Origin of the sequence: Agromyces italicus DSM 16388, assembly GCF_000421545.1 — a bacterium.
Taxonomy (GTDB): domain Bacteria; phylum Actinomycetota; class Actinomycetes; order Actinomycetales; family Microbacteriaceae; genus Agromyces; species Agromyces italicus.
In genome coordinates this window covers 343795-357458 of record NZ_ATXF01000006.1, presented here as the reverse complement: position 1 = coordinate 357458, position 13664 = coordinate 343795, and the positions used below count along the sequence as shown (strand labels likewise).

11 protein-coding genes are annotated in these 13664 nt (G+C 69.4%); 8 read left to right on the top strand and 3 right to left on the bottom strand.

Annotation, left to right across the window (positions count from 1 at the left end; translation table 11 throughout):
• Positions 1 to 1323, bottom strand: coding sequence for an ABC transporter substrate-binding protein (locus H516_RS0109710; RefSeq protein WP_022889524.1), 1323 nt, complete (start codon positions 1321 to 1323; stop codon positions 1 to 3).
• A 144-nt stretch (positions 1324 to 1467) separates the two neighbouring features.
• On the opposite strand from H516_RS0109710, the gene H516_RS0109705 reads away from it, so the two are divergent.
• Positions 1468 to 2643, top strand: a complete 1176-nt coding sequence (locus H516_RS0109705; protein WP_022889523.1) for an ROK family protein — start codon at positions 1468 to 1470, stop codon at positions 2641 to 2643.
• 64 nt (positions 2644 to 2707) lie between these two features.
• On the opposite strand, the gene H516_RS19455 is transcribed toward H516_RS0109705, so the two are convergent.
• Both H516_RS19455 and H516_RS0109695 read right to left on the bottom strand, forming a co-directional pair.
• The gene (locus tag H516_RS19455) at positions 2708 to 4114 is read right to left on the bottom strand and encodes an MFS transporter (protein WP_022889522.1); all 1407 of its coding nucleotides are present in this window, start codon (positions 4112 to 4114) and stop codon (positions 2708 to 2710) included.
• A 5-nt stretch (positions 4115 to 4119) separates the two neighbouring features.
• Entirely contained in the window at positions 4120 to 4653 is a 534-nt protein-coding gene (locus H516_RS0109695; RefSeq protein WP_022889521.1) for a MarR family winged helix-turn-helix transcriptional regulator, read from the bottom strand.
• A 137-nt stretch (positions 4654 to 4790) separates the two neighbouring features.
• Between H516_RS0109695 and H516_RS0109690 the strand changes: the two genes are divergently transcribed.
• The 7 genes from H516_RS0109690 to H516_RS19450 all read left to right on the top strand — a co-directional run bounded on the left by H516_RS0109690 (position 4791) and on the right by H516_RS19450 (position 13624).
• Complete coding sequence (locus H516_RS0109690) at positions 4791 to 5747, top strand: virulence RhuM family protein/type II toxin-antitoxin system death-on-curing family toxin (RefSeq protein WP_022889520.1); 957 nt, start codon at positions 4791 to 4793, stop codon at positions 5745 to 5747.
• A 230-nt stretch (positions 5748 to 5977) separates the two neighbouring features.
• Positions 5978 to 7048 carry a glycoside hydrolase family 183 protein gene (locus H516_RS0109685; protein WP_245561784.1) on the top strand — a complete coding sequence of 357 codons (1071 nt, stop codon included), beginning with the start codon at positions 5978 to 5980 and terminating at the stop codon, positions 7046 to 7048.
• 212 nt (positions 7049 to 7260) lie between these two features.
• On the top strand, positions 7261 to 8577 hold the full coding sequence (locus H516_RS0109680; RefSeq protein ID WP_211217086.1) for an ABC transporter substrate-binding protein: 1317 nt from the start codon (positions 7261 to 7263) through the stop codon (positions 8575 to 8577).
• Positions 8570 to 9490 (top strand): carbohydrate ABC transporter permease, encoded by a 921-nt coding sequence (locus H516_RS0109675; RefSeq protein WP_022889517.1) that lies wholly within the window; start codon positions 8570 to 8572, stop codon positions 9488 to 9490. The genes H516_RS0109680 and H516_RS0109675 overlap by 8 nt, the downstream gene beginning before the upstream one ends.
• Positions 9487 to 10392, top strand: coding sequence for a carbohydrate ABC transporter permease (locus H516_RS0109670; RefSeq protein ID WP_022889516.1), 906 nt, complete (start codon positions 9487 to 9489; stop codon positions 10390 to 10392). Before H516_RS0109675 ends, H516_RS0109670 begins: the two co-directional genes overlap by 4 nt.
• Positions 10389 to 11141 carry a hypothetical protein gene (locus tag H516_RS0109665; RefSeq protein ID WP_022889515.1) on the top strand — a complete coding sequence of 251 codons (753 nt, stop codon included), beginning with the start codon at positions 10389 to 10391 and terminating at the stop codon, positions 11139 to 11141. The genes H516_RS0109670 and H516_RS0109665 overlap by 4 nt, the downstream gene beginning before the upstream one ends.
• Positions 11138 to 13624, top strand: coding sequence for a GH116 family glycosyl-hydrolase (locus tag H516_RS19450; protein ID WP_022889514.1), 2487 nt, complete (start codon positions 11138 to 11140; stop codon positions 13622 to 13624). Before H516_RS0109665 ends, H516_RS19450 begins: the two co-directional genes overlap by 4 nt.
• The last annotated feature ends 40 nt before the right edge of the window (positions 13625 to 13664 follow it).

Sequence of the window (13664 nt, the reverse complement as noted above, 5' to 3'; positions counted from 1 at the left end):
TCAGAGCGTGGCCGCCGCGGCGTTCATCGCTTCGGGAACCGACGCGGGGGTTCCGTCGCCGAACATCAGGTTCACGATCGCGTCGTTCATCGCCTTGCCGATGACCGGGCCGTACTGGGTGTCGAGCCAGGTCACGACGACGCCCGCGCTCTGCGTGGCTTCGGCGATCTGCTGTAGCACGGGGTCGGTGATGCCGGCCTCGGCGCCCGCGACCGTCGGGATCTCACCGGTCTCGGCGAGGCGGGTCTGCACGTCGACGCTCATGATGTATTCGAGCAGCTCGAGGGTCTCTTCGGGGGCGTCGGCGTACACGCCCCACGCGTCGCCCGAGCCGAGTGCGGCGCCGGGAGCGCCCTCGGCGCCCTCGATGTCGGGCACGGGCATCCAGGAGAGCCACTCGGGTGCGGGCGGGTTCTCGGCGGGGGCGCCGGGAACGAGCTTCGCGACCTCACCGCGGTGCCAGGTGCCCATGAGTTCCATCGCCGTGGTCTGGGACGCGAGCAGGCCCGCCGAGCTGTTCGGAACGCTCTGCGCGGGGGTGCTGGTCGGGTTCGCCTGGAAGGGCAGGTCGCCGTCGAATTCATCCATCCAGGTCTTCAGGTTCTCGCCCGCCTCGGTGAAGCAGGGGTCGTCGAACGCGAGCGTCTCGGCCGCGGTCTGCAGCGACTCGGGCGAGCAGGTCTTGATCGCGAACTGGTACCACCAGTGCGCCGCCGGCCAGCCGTCGGCCGCGCCCACGCCGATCGGCGAGACGCCCGATGCGGCGAGCTTGTCGATCACGTCGCCGAACTCGGTGAAGGTCGCGGGGTTCTCGGTCACGCCGGCCTGCTCGAAGAGGTCGGCGTCGTACCAGATGCCCTCGATGCCGTAACGGAAGGGGATGCCGTACTGCTTGCCGTCGACGTTCCACCCGGTGCCCGCCGTGCCGACACTCTCGATGACGCCGGTGAGACCGCTGAGGTCCTCGAGGTAGCCGGCCTCGACCTGGGCCTTGATCTCGCCCTCGGCCCACACCATGAACAGGTCGGGTGCGGCGTCGCCGCCGGCCTGGAGGGCGTTGGGGATGAGCGTGCGCTGCAGGTCTTCGTTCTGGAAGGCCTCGACCTCGACCTTCACTCCGGGGTTCTCGGACTCGAATTCGCTCGCGACCTCCTCCCAGAAGGACTTCAGCGGGTCGCCCGTGCCGTTGTGCCACCAGGTGATGGTCGTATCGCCGGCCTCGCCCTCGCCGCCGCCGCCCGCGGTGCACCCGGTGAGCGCGGCGACCGCGAGCCCGGTCGCTGCCGTGAGCGTGACGAGGCGCATGGTGCTGCGTCTGTTCATCGTTGAACCTCTCGAAAGTTTCGACATCTACGTCGAAAGTGATCTGGACGCCTCGAATATACGACGCGCGCTATTTCGCGTCAAGAGCAACATATTCGGTGCGTCGCGACATGCCGCGCGCCCAGCCCCGCCTAGAGTGGTCGCGTGGCAGAGCGCAGCGGCACCTTCGACGGTGTGCATTCTCGAAACCTCGCGAAAGTCCTCGGGCTCGTGCACCTCGAGGGTGCCCGATCGCGCGCCGCGCTGACCGCCGCGACGGGCCTCAACCGCTCGACGATCGCAGCGCTCGCCGCAGAACTCGCCGAGGCGGGGCTCGTCGAAGAGCGCGCCCCCGATCCGACGAATCGCGTCGGCAGGCCCTCGCCGGTCATCGCCGCTCACCCCGGCGTCACCGCGATCGCCGTGAACCCCGAAGTCGATGCGGTCACGTTCGCCGCGGTCGGGCTCGACGGGCGGATCCCGATCCGCGAGCGCATCGACGTCGACCACCTCGTCTCGCCCGAAGAGGTCGCCGCGATCGTCGCGTCGACCGTCGCCCGCTGGAGCGACGGGCCGCTGCGATCGGCGCGCATCGTGGGGGTCGGCCTCGCAGTGCCGGGCCTCGTGCGCGCAGCCGACGGGCTCGTCCGCCTGGCCCCGCACCTCGAGTGGAACGATGCACCGCTGCGAGAGCTCGTCGAGTCGGCGACGGGGCTGCCCACGGCGGTCGGCAACGACGCGAGCCTCGGCGCCCGCGCCGAGCATCTCTTCGGTGCGGGCCGCGGCATCGACGACCTCGTCTACCTCAACGGCGGCGCGAGCGGCATCGGCGGCGGGCTCGTCGTCGGCGGGGTCGCGGTCGCGGGAGCCAACGGCTACGCGGGCGAGTTCGGACAGAATCGGCCCGGCATCGCCGTGGCCGACGACCGCCGGGCCGAGGGCGGCGTGCTCGAAGACGAGGTCGCCCGTTCACGGCTGCTCGAGGTCGTCGGGCTCGTCGCCGCCGACGAGCCGACCCTGCGGGCCGCGCTCGATGCATCCGACGCGCCCGAGGTCGAGGCCGAGCTGGCGAGACAGCGGCGCATTCTCGCGACCGGCCTCGCGAACGCGGTCAATGTGCTCAACCCGTCGCGCGTGATCCTCGGTGGGTTCCTCGCCACGATCGCCGAGAGCGATGCAGGGGCCTTCACGGCCGCGGTGCTCGCCCAGGCGATGCCCGCCGCGGCCGAGGGCGTCGAGTTGGTCGTCGCAGCCCTCGGCGAAGACCGGCTCGCGATCGGCGCGGCCGAGCTGGCCTTCGCGCCGCTGCTCGCCGACCCCGAGTCGGCGCTCGACGGCTGAGCCCGGGGCGGCCGGCCCGGGCAGGGTCTGCGCGACTTCGCGGGTGGCGTACGGGCAGCCTCCGTCAGCCGCGGTGTGCGGGGTGCGCCGGCAGCGCCCCGGGCGGCAGCGCCCCGGTGGGCACCGCCCCGGTGGGCACCGTGAGTTCCCCGGTCGGTACCTGCAGCGCCTCGGTCGGCACCGCGATCGCCGACGTCGGCACGACCGCGATCGCGGCAGTCGGCGGCGCGTCGAAGCGAACGGCGGCGGCCCAGCGGCGCTCGGGATGCCTCGTCACGCGCATGCCGCGCGAGACGACGAGCCAGATCGCGCCGATCAGGGCTGCCACGCCGGCGGCGATCGCAGCCACTCCGAGGCCCCAGCGCGGGCCCCAGCTGTTCGCGACCGCACCGACGATCGGCGCGCCGATCGGCGTGCCGCCCGAGAGGATCGCGAAGTACAGCGCGAGCACGCGGCCGCGGAGCGCGGGCTCGGTCGTCGTCTGCACGTAGCCATTCGCCGTCGTGAGCATCGTGACCGCGGCGAAGCCGATCAGCACCGTGGAGGCGGCGAAGTGCACGAGCGTGGGCATCACGGCCGAGATCGCCGCGGCCACGCCGAAGCCCGCAGCGGCGAGGATGACGACGCGCATGCGTGCGCGCTCGCGGCGGGCGGCCAGCAGTGCCCCGGCGAGCGAGCCGATCGCGAGGATCGAGTTGAGCAGGCCGTACTCGCCGGCGCCGCGGCCGAACTCGACCGCCATCGTCGAGGAGAAGATCGGGAAGTTCATGCCGAACGCGCCGACGAGGAACACGATGACGAAGACCACGACGAGGTCGGGCCGGCTCCAGACGTAGCGGAAACCCGCGACGAAGGCGCCGCGCTCGCGGCTGGCCCGAGGCATCCGCTTCAGTTTCTTGCCCTTGAGCATGACGAGGGCGCCGAGCACCGCGAGGAAGGTGACCGCGTTGATGATGAAGACCCAGCCCGAGCCGACGAGCACGATGAGCACGCCGGCGACGGCCGGGCCGATGAGGCGCGCGGTGTTGAACGAGGCCGAGTTCAGCGCCACCGCGTTCGACATGTCGGTGCTCGACACGAGGTCGGTGACGAAGGTCTGGCGGGCCGGGTTGTCGATCGCGTTGACGATGCCGAGCAGGGCCGCGAAGACATAGAGGTGCCAGAGCTCGGCGTGCCCGAAGAGCAGCAGCAGGCCGAGTGCGAGGCCGAGCAGCATGAGCGCCGTCTGGGTGCACATGAGGATCTTGCGGCGGTCGAAGCGGTCGGCGATGAGGCCCGTGACCGGCACGAGCAGCAGCTGCGGGGCGAACTGCAGGGCCATCGTGACGCCGACGGCGAGGGCGTCATTGGCGGTGAGCTCGGTGAGGACGACCCAGTTCTGGGCGGTGGCCTGCATCCAGGCGCCGACGTTCGAGACGAGGGCGCCGATGAACCAGATTCGGTAGTTGACGTGGCTGAGGGAGCGGAACATGGCACTCACTGGTCGAGGAGCCTCCCGAGGATGGTGGTGGCGCGCGCGAGGACCTCGCGGTCGGCGGGGTCGAGGGCGGCGTAGCGCTTCGCGAGCCACGCGTCGCGACGCTTGCGGGTCTCTCTGACGGTCGTGTCGCCCGCCTCGGTGACCTCGACGAGCACCTTACGGCGGTCGTCGTCGTCGGTGCGTCGGGTCACGTAGCCGGCGTCGACCAGGCAGTTGACGGTGCGGTTCATGCTCGGCGCGGTCACTCTCTCGAGCTCGGCGAGCCGGCCGATCGTGAGCGGGCCCTCGCTGTGGATCCGCCCCAGGGTCGAGAACTGCGACCCGCTCATCTCGGTGTCGCTGCGCTGCTGGCGCAGGCGCCGCGAGAGGCGCATGACCGCGATGCGGAGTTCGGTCGACTGCTCGGCGAGGGTGCTTCTGCGTGCGCCCGGCAGACGACGGGTGGATGCCGCGGGGGCGGGCCGCTCGGGCGCGGTCGTGTTCGCCGGGGTGTTCGCGGCGGCGCTCGTCGTGGTCGTGGCATCGGGCATGATGCTTAGTCTAACAAATTAGTGTGGCTAAGTATTCATCGGGCTGACGTCGAGTGGGTCGTGTGGGTGGATGTCGGTGGCGCGGTCTATGGTCGTGGTGAACGAACTCGTGCCGGGGTCGAATCGAAGGAGAACCCATGGCGCAATCCCCACTTGATGACCACATCGAGCTCTATCGATCTTCTGACGGCAGCATCGTGTTCGACGTCCGGACCGATGCGGAGACGGTCTGGCTCTCCGCCGACCAGTTGGTTGCTCTGTTCGGCCGCGACAAATCGACGATCTCACGCCACTTGCGCAACGTCTTTGAGGACGGCGAACTCGAGCGGGATTCAGTGGTTGCAGATTTTGCAACAACTGCGTCGGATGGCAAGACCTACGTTGTCACTCACTACAACCTCGATGTCGTGATCTCGGTTGGTTACCGGGTGAAGTCCGTCGAGGGCGTGAGATTTCGTCGGTGGGCGACCGACGTGCTCCGACGCTACGTGATCGAGGGCGCGGCGATCAATGAACGTCGCCTCGAACAGCTCGGTTCGCTCGTGCAGATCCTCGCCCGGTCTGGCGACGACATGATCGTCGGCACCGCCGAGGTACTGGCCCGGTACCTGCCGAGTCTGCGCACGCTGCGTGACTACGACGAGGGGTCGATCGACCTCGCACGCGGCGTTGAGCCCAGTTGGGTTCTCACGTACGACGAGGCACGAGTCGTGATCGACGGCGTCCGAGCCGAGTTTCCCGAAGACCGACTGTTCGGCAGCGAACGCGGCGCCGCGCTGAAGGGAGTCGTCGCGACGATCTACCAGGGCTTCGCCGGTCAAGAGCTCTACCCGACGGTGCAAGAGAAGGCGGCGAATCTCCTCTACCTCGTGGTCAAAGATCACCCGCTCTCAGACGGAAACAAGCGCAGCGGCGCGGCGCTCTTCGTGCACTTCCTCGCGAAGAACGGCCAACTGGCGGATGCCTCGGGGACCCCGCGCATCTCGAACACGGCGCTCGCGGCGATCACCCTGATGGTCGCGATGAGCGACCCGAAGGAGAAGGACCTCATGGTGGCCCTGCTCATGAGCATGCTGACCGGAGAAGCGTCGTGACCCGCATCGACGGTCTGATCGCGGAGCTGCACCCGGGTGCGCAGCGCCCGCAACCCGTCTGAAACCTGAAATCGATTTCTAAAATCGCGCGTCGCGCGTAGGGTATCGGGAGATCGAGGAGGATCATGCGCCATGCCCGAACCCGTCATCCCATCCGAATCGCCGCGGTCGCGGCATCCCTGGCTGTCGCGCTCTGCGCGTGCAGTGCGACCGGTGGGGGAGGCGACCCGATGAGCCCCGTCACCGTCGACCCCGACCCCGACAAGCCGTTCGTGCTCACCGGGGTGCGCGACCTCACCGAGATCGCGAAGCTCACCGGCCCCGACGCGATCAACGACACCGAGGCGGTCGGGGTCGCCGGCACCGACCTCGGCTCGATGGTGAACCTCGGCGACAAGACGTTCTTCCTGTTCGGCGACACCTTCGGCGAACGCGACCCCGACGCGTACGGCGGGCAGGGCGGGTTCTGGCGATCCAACGTGTCGGCGTGGACGACCGACGACGACCCGTCGGACGGCATCACCTTCGACGGGTGGGCGCCCGTCGACGGGATCGGCATGGCGTCGGCGATGGTCGAGGGCGAGCACGACGCCAACGACGGCACGGGCGAGGTGACGAAGATCCCGACGTATGGCTTCGCGATCGACGACACCCTCTACCTCTCGTACATGTCGGTGAAGTTCTGGGGCGAGCCGGGCGCGTGGGACGCGAACTTCGCGGGGCTCGCGAAGTCGACCGACGAGGGCGAGACCTGGGCGGCGCTCGATGCGCCGACCTGGCCCGGCGACTCGAACTTCGTGCAGGTCGCGACCGCGCAGGTCGTCGAAGACGGCGCCGAGTACGTCTACCTCTGGGGCATCCCCGCCGGGCGATTCGGCAGCGTGCAACTCATGCGGGTGCCCGCGGCGGTCGAGGCGGTCGAGGATGCCTCGGCGTACGAGTACTTCGCCGGCACGGGTGCCGACGACATGCCGGTCTGGAGCACCGACCCCGCCGAGGCATCCACGATCGTCGAGGGCACGATCGGCGAGCTCTCGGTGATGTGGTCGGACTACCTCGACCGCTGGCTCATGAGCTACTCCGACGCGGGCAACGCGTACCTGCGCGAGGGCGCCACCCCGTGGGGGCCATGGGGCGAACCCGTCGAGCTCGTGCCGGGCGACGAGTACCCCGGCCTCTACTCGCCGTACCTGAACCCGCGCTACGTCGCCGACGGCGGGCGCACGATCTACTTCACGCTCTCGCTGTGGGGGCCGTACAACGTGTACTGGTTCTCGGCGGAGCTTGAGAAGGGGGAGTGATCAGCCGCAGCCGAGGCGTCACCGTCGCCTCGGCTGCGGCCGAGACATCCGATCGTTGCGCTTGAAATCGATTTCGCATAACCTGACCGCAGGAGAGGTCAACGGCGTACCGAGAACCTGCCAGCGCCCATGGCCTCGCCCGACCGAACCGGGGTTCCTGACCCGGCCACAGCATCGACTCATCGACGAGTCGAGTTCCTGAGGAGGGACGAATGCACAAGAGAATGAAGGGTCTCGCCAAGGCCGCCGCGGTCACCGCGGCCGCGGCACTGCTGATGACGGGGTGCACCGCCGGAGGCGGCGGAGGGGGCGGATCGGAGGGCAGCCCCGACAGCGGCGACCTGAGCTTCGTGTACATGGGCGACGCAGACCAGCAGAAGGCGTTCAACGCCCTGTTCGCGGAGTTCAACAAGGAGTATCCCGACATCAAGCTCAAGGCCGTCGGCATTCCGAGCGGCAACTGGGCGACGTTCTCCACCACGGTCGCCACGCGACTGGCCGGCGGACAGAAGATCGACATCATCCAGGTGGCGACCGAGGGGCAGCGGCTGTTCGCCTCGAAGGGCATCCTGACCGACCTCGCCCCGTACATCGAGCAGGACCAAGACGTCGTCGACGACTACTGGGCCGACCTCAGCCCGAACCTCGTGAAGTTCAACGAGGAGTACGCCTCGGGTCCCGACGGCGAGACCGTCTTCATCCCCGGCGGCTTCAACACCATGGCGATGTATCTCAACAAGTCGGTGTTCGAGAAGGCCGGTGTGCCGATTCCCGAAGACGGCAACTGGACGTGGGACGAGTTCGTCGCGGCCGGCAAGCAGATCAAGGAGAAGACGGGCGCCTACCTCACCGGAGCGGGTTCGGGCTACTTCGTCGACGTCATGCCGTGGCTCACGACGAACGGCGCCAGCACGTTCAACGAAGACTGGAGCGAGCCGACCTACAACACCCCCGAGGCCGTCGAGTCGGCGGAGTTCGCCCGCAGCCTCGTCGAGATGGGCCTCGCGCCCAAGCCCGGCGGGCAGTTCGACGGCAACACCGCGTTCAAGCAGGGCAAGCTCGCCACCCTCAACGGCGGCCGCTGGCCGGTGCTCGGCGTCCGCGACATGGACATGGTCGACCAGACCGTCGTCGTGAACTGGCCGACCAACGCCCAGAACGGCTCGCCGGTCGGCTGGGATGCCTGGAACATCACGAAGAACAGCGAGAACAAGCAGGCCGCCTGGACATTCATCAAGTTCCTCATGTCGAAGGAGGCGGGCGAGTACTTCGCCACCATCGGCGGCACGATCGTGCCGGCGCGCGAATCGGTCGCGAACTCGGAGGCGTTCACCGGGAACGCGCCCGAGGGCACCGTGCGGCTGAGCGAGGCCATGGGCTTCGCGACGCCCATCCCGTCGATCGACCAGGGCGCCGAGGCGCAGAAGGTCATCGAAGAGGCCTGGGGCACGATCGTCGCGGGCCAGGGCGAGGCCCAGCCGACGCTCGACGCCGCGCAGGACGAGCTGGGGTCGCTGGTCGGTGAGTAGCGACACGATCACGGCGCGGCGCCCAGGAGCCCTGCTCCAGCGGCGCCGCGCCGAGGCGGCGGGCTGGCTGTTCGTCAGCCCCGCCGTTCTCCTCTTCATCGTCTTCGTGGCCGCGCCGTTCGTCTTCGCGATCGCGCTCGCGTTCCTCGAATGGGACCTGCTGACCCCGCCCCAGTTCGTGGGCCTCGCGAACTTCGAGCAGCTGTTCACGGATCCCGAGCTGCCGCAGGTGCTCTGGAACACCTTCGTGTTCGCGATCGCCTCGATCGTCACGCACCTCGTGTTCGGGCTGCTGCTCGCGCTCGGCGTGAACAACCTCATCAGCCGTTCGATCGGCTACTTCGCCCGGGTCGCGATCTTCTTCCCGTTCCTGATCTCGTGGGCGGCGGTCTCGCTGCTCTGGAAGTACGTGCTCGACCCGACCTTCGGCTATGTGGGGCAGTACGCCGCGATGTTCGGCATCGAACTGCCGAACTTCCTCGCCGACCCCGCGTGGGCGCTGCCGGCGATCATCTTCATCGACCTCTGGCACACCCTGGGATTCACCTTCATCATCATGCTGGCGGGTCTGCAGACGGTGCCGTCGGAGCTCGTCGAGGCGGCACGTACCGACGGGGCGACCGGATGGCAGATCTTCTGGAACGTGACCCTGCCACTCATGTCGCCGACCCTGTTCTTCGCGACGATCATCACGTTCATCGGGGCGTTCCAGATCTTCGACCCGATCCAGATCATCACGAAGGGCGGGCCGCAGGGGTCGACCACGACAATCATCATGTACCTCTACGAGAAGGGTTTCCAGGCGTTCGACATGGGCTACGCCGCCGCCGTCGCGCTTCTCGTCTTCGTCATCATCATGGGCGTGACGCTCCTGCAGTTCATCGGCCGGAGAAAGTGGGTGCACGAATCATGACGACCATCCCGCTCGCGCCGCCCGTACCGGGCGACGACGTGCTCGTCGCGCTCGAGAAGGCGGGTCGCCGCAAGTCCCGGCGGCGGACCCCGGGCGGCGTCGTCGTCGACGTCGTGCTCGTCGTGTTCGGCATCCTCATGATCTCGCCGCTCGTGTGGTTGATCGTGCAGAGCCTGACCGTGCCCGAGTTCGCGTTCGCGAGCCCGCCGAGCTGGCTGCCGATCCCGTTCACGCTGCAGAACTTCGCGGATGTGCTCGACTACATGCCGTTCTTCCAGCAGTTCGGAAACTCGCTGCTGCTCGCCGCCATCTCGACGGCGGGCGCGCTGCTGTTCTCGATCCTCGCCGCGTACGCGTTCGCGCGCATCGACTTCCGCGGCAGCCGGCTGCTGCTCGTGATCATGTTGTCGGCACTCATGGTGCCGGCCCAGCTCGTGATCATCCCGATCTTCATCATGATGCGGCAGGTCGGGCTCGTCGACACGCTGGCGTCGCTGTGGCTGCCGGCGCTCATCAACGTGTTCCAGATCTTCTTCCTCTCGCAGTACTTCAAGACGATCCCGCGCGAGCTCGACGAGGCCGCCCGGATCGACGGAGCGGGGCACCTGTGGATTCTCTTCCGCATGCTGGTGCCGCTCTCGGCGCCGGCGATCGCGGCGCTCGCGATCCTCGGATTCGAGGCCTCGTGGAACGGCTACTTCGGTCCGCTCATCTTCTTGTCGAGCCCCGAGAACATGACCCTCCCGCTCGGGCTCGTCACCCTGCAGAACGGCTTCGGCGCGGCGCCGGCGGTCGTCGTGTTCGCCGCGATCACGATGGTCGTGCTGCCGTTGCTCGTGGTGTTCCTCGCCTTCCAGCGGCAGATCGTCGAGTCGGTCGCGTCGACGGGGCTGAAGGGATGATCCGCCCGGTCGCCGAGCGGGCCGCCGGCGGGCACGCGGCCGTCGACCCGGTGCTGCGCCGCCTGCCATCGGCGGCATGGCATACGCTGCCGGCGCTCGCGATACTCGGCGTCGTGAACGTCGCAGCGTACGTCGGTGCCGGGTGGTTGCTCGGGCCCGGCTCACCGCTCACCTGGATCGCCGTCGGCGTGGTCGTCGCACCGCCGCTCGCGTGGGCGATCGACCGGCTGCAGGGCGAACTCTTCGAGCTCGACGACCGCCGGCCTGGACTCGGGAGCCGACTCGCGGTCGCCTGGACGTGCACGCTCGCCTTGTGCGTACTCGCGGCATGGAGCAGCTTCGTCGCAGCCGTCGCCGACGCCTCGGGTTCGCCGTTCTTCCAAGTGCTCGCGGTCGCCGGCACGGTGCTCGTCGCGGTCGCCGCGCTCGTCGCCGCCGTCGCCGTGCCGCTCGGCTCGACGCGCGCCGACGTGCGCGTTCGCACGATCGTGCTCGTGGCGTTCCTCGCCGCCGTCCGACGCCCGCTCGGCCCGATCGCCGCAGTCGCGGCCACGGCGGCCGTGGTCTGGCTCGGGCTCACCTGGTTCACCGGGCTGCTCGCCCTCGCGGCATCCGTGTTCGCCGTGCTCGCAGTCGCCTGCGCCTGGCCGACGCTCACCGCCTTCGGGGTCGCGCTGCCTCCGCTCGCGCCGCTGCGCAGCCGGCGCTCCGGCGCCCCCGTCACGCTCGTCACGCAAGGAGAGGCATGACCGACATCCTCCAGCAGGATCTTCCGCACACCGAGGCGCCCGCGCTCGCGATGCCGATCGGCGGCATCGGCACCGGCGGCTTCGCCGTGAACGCCGACGGGTCGCTGCGCCAATGGCAGTTGCACGGCATGCCGAACCATGTCGGCGCCCTGCCGGGAACGGGCTTCTGGCTGCGCGTCACGCAGATCGAGCCGCCGCTCGACGTCGTGTCGATGGTGCAGGGCAACCCCGTCGACGACCCGCGCGCCTCACTGACGACCGACGCCGTCGTGCCCGATTGGATGGCCGCGGCGGCCGAACGCTTCGCGACGTTCGAGTCGGCCCGGTTCAGCGGCACCTACCCGATCGCCGAGATCGAACTGACCGATCCGAGTCATCCCATCGCGGTCACGATGCGCACGCTGAACCCGATGGTGCCGGGCGACGTCGAGACGAGCGGCATGCCGACGGGGTTGTTCTCGTTCACGCTCACGAACACGGGGGAGTACCCGGTGCACGGCACGCTCGCCGGGTCGCTGCTGAACGCGGCCGGGTGGGACGGCATCACCCCGATCGGGGAGCACACGCCGGGCCTCGGCGGCAACGTCAACCGGCTGCTGCGCGGGCGCGGGTGGTCGAGGGTCGTGATGGACAACCCCTCGCTCGACGAAGCCGACCAGCTCGCCGGGCAGCTCGTGCTCGCCGCCGACGACCCGAGCGCCGCCGTGCTCGCGCGGTGCACGGGGGTCGAGCATCTGCGCGCCTTTCTCGACTCGCGGGCGCTCAACGACGGCCGGTCGCGGCTCGAGGCCGCGCCGACGGTCGGCGACCCGCAGCTCAACGCGCCGCGCGGCGGCTCGGGTGCGAGTGCGCCGGGCCGCTCCTGGCTCGGCGTCGTCGGCGTGCCGTTCTGGCTCGAGCCGGGCCAGTCGCGCACGATCCGATTCTCGATGTCGTGGCACTTCCCGAATCGCTTCGTCGACATCGAGCAGTTCGGCCGGCTGCACCCCGAGACCGGGGCGTCGCGCTTCTACCTGGGCAACGCGTACGGGCTGCGATTCCGAGACGCGCTCGACGTGCAGGCCGAGGTCGAGGAGCGGTGGGACGACCTCGTCGTCCGTACGTCGTGCTGGACCGAGACGATCACGAGCTCGAGCCTCGCGCCGCGAGAGGCCGACTACCTCGCCGCTCAGGCCGCCTACGTGCGGAGCCCGACCTGCTTCATCGGCGCCGACGGGCGCTTCTACGGGTACGAGGGCTCGCTCGGCGCTTCGACCTGGATGTGGTCGGGCGTGTTCGGCGGCTCGTGCCCGCTCAACTGCACGCACGTCTGGCAGTACGAGGCCGCGCTCGCGGGGCTCTGGCCCGCGCTCGAGCGCGACATGCGCGACACCGAGTTCGATGTCATGCAGGCGCCGAACGGCGCGATCCCGCACCGGTTGCGCGTGCCGGCCTACCTGCCGCAGATGATCGACGAGGCGATCGGCGGGCCCGAGGAGCCGGCGCTCGACGGCATGCTCGCGACCATCCTCAAGTCGCTGCGCGACGTGCAGCGCGGCGCGGGCACCGAGTGGCTCGACCGGCGCTGGCCGGCGCTCGTGCGGCTCTACCGCCATATTGCCGAGAAGTGGGACGCCGACGGCGACGGCGTGCTGCGCGGCATCCAGCCGTCGACGCACGACATCGACCTCGCCGGGGTCAACCCGTTCATGGGAACGCTGTGGCTCGCGGCGTTGCGGGCCTACGAGGAGCTCGCCCTGCTGGCCGGCGACGACGACGCGGCCGCCGAGGCACGGGCGCGCTTCGAACGGGGCTCGCACGGCTACGACGAGGCGCTCTTCGACGGAACGCACTACATCCAGCGTCTCGATGAAGGCGACCCGACCGACTTCCAGTGGCTGACGGGAATCCTCAGCGACCAGGTGATCGGCCAGTGGTGGGCGCATCAGCTCGGCCTCGGGCACATCCTGCCCGCCGAGCACGTGCGCAGCGCCCTGCGTCAGGTCGTCGACTCCAACCTGCGGCACGGGTTCGCCGACTTCGCGCACCCCTACCGGGTCTACGCCGACATGGCCGACGACGTCGGGCTGCTCATGTGCTCGTGGCCCGACAGCGGTCGCCCCGCGGTGCCGACGCGCTACGCCGACGAGGTATGGACGGGCATCGAGGCTCAGGTCGCCGCGCACTGCCTGTTCGAGGGCATGGATGACGCGGGCCAGGCCGTGCTCGACGGGCTGTGGGCCCGGCACGACGGCTCGCGCCGCAACCCGTACAACGAGATCGAGTGCGGCGACCACTATGCGCGGGCGATGGCGGGGTGGACGGTGCTGCAAGCGCGCTCGGGCGTGCGCGTCGACGAGGCGACGGGCACGCTGCACGTCGCGGTGAACGGGCGCTGGCCGTGGATCGCCTCGACCGGCTACGGCACGGTCGTCGTGACCGATGACCAGGTCGCCGTCGAGGTCGCCGAGGGCGAGTTCGGGCTCGAGGTCGTGCGCGACTGATCGACCGACGCGGGTCCAGGGTGGCGTGCATCGGCGCGTC

What these genes read in the sequence shown, in the direction of transcription:
- H516_RS0109710 (WP_022889524.1), bottom strand. Translation starts at nt 1,323, where the DNA reads ATGAACAGACGCAGCACCATGCGCCTCGTCACGCTCACGGCAGCGACC.
- H516_RS19455 (WP_022889522.1), bottom strand. Translation starts at nt 4,114, where the DNA reads ATGTTCCGCTCCCTCAGCCACGTCAACTACCGAATCTGGTTCATCGGC.
- H516_RS0109695 (WP_022889521.1), bottom strand. Translation starts at nt 4,653, where the DNA reads ATGCCCGATGCCACGACCACGACGAGCGCCGCCGCGAACACCCCGGCG.
- H516_RS0109690 (WP_022889520.1), top strand. Translation starts at nt 4,791, where the DNA reads ATGGCGCAATCCCCACTTGATGACCACATCGAGCTCTATCGATCTTCT.
- H516_RS0109685 (WP_245561784.1), top strand. Translation starts at nt 5,978, where the DNA reads ATGAGCCCCGTCACCGTCGACCCCGACCCCGACAAGCCGTTCGTGCTC.
- H516_RS0109680 (WP_211217086.1), top strand. Translation starts at nt 7,261, where the DNA reads ATGCACAAGAGAATGAAGGGTCTCGCCAAGGCCGCCGCGGTCACCGCG.
- H516_RS0109670 (WP_022889516.1), top strand. Translation starts at nt 9,487, where the DNA reads ATGACGACCATCCCGCTCGCGCCGCCCGTACCGGGCGACGACGTGCTC.
- H516_RS0109665 (WP_022889515.1), top strand. Translation starts at nt 10,389, where the DNA reads ATGATCCGCCCGGTCGCCGAGCGGGCCGCCGGCGGGCACGCGGCCGTC.
- H516_RS19450 (WP_022889514.1), top strand. Translation starts at nt 11,138, where the DNA reads ATGACCGACATCCTCCAGCAGGATCTTCCGCACACCGAGGCGCCCGCG.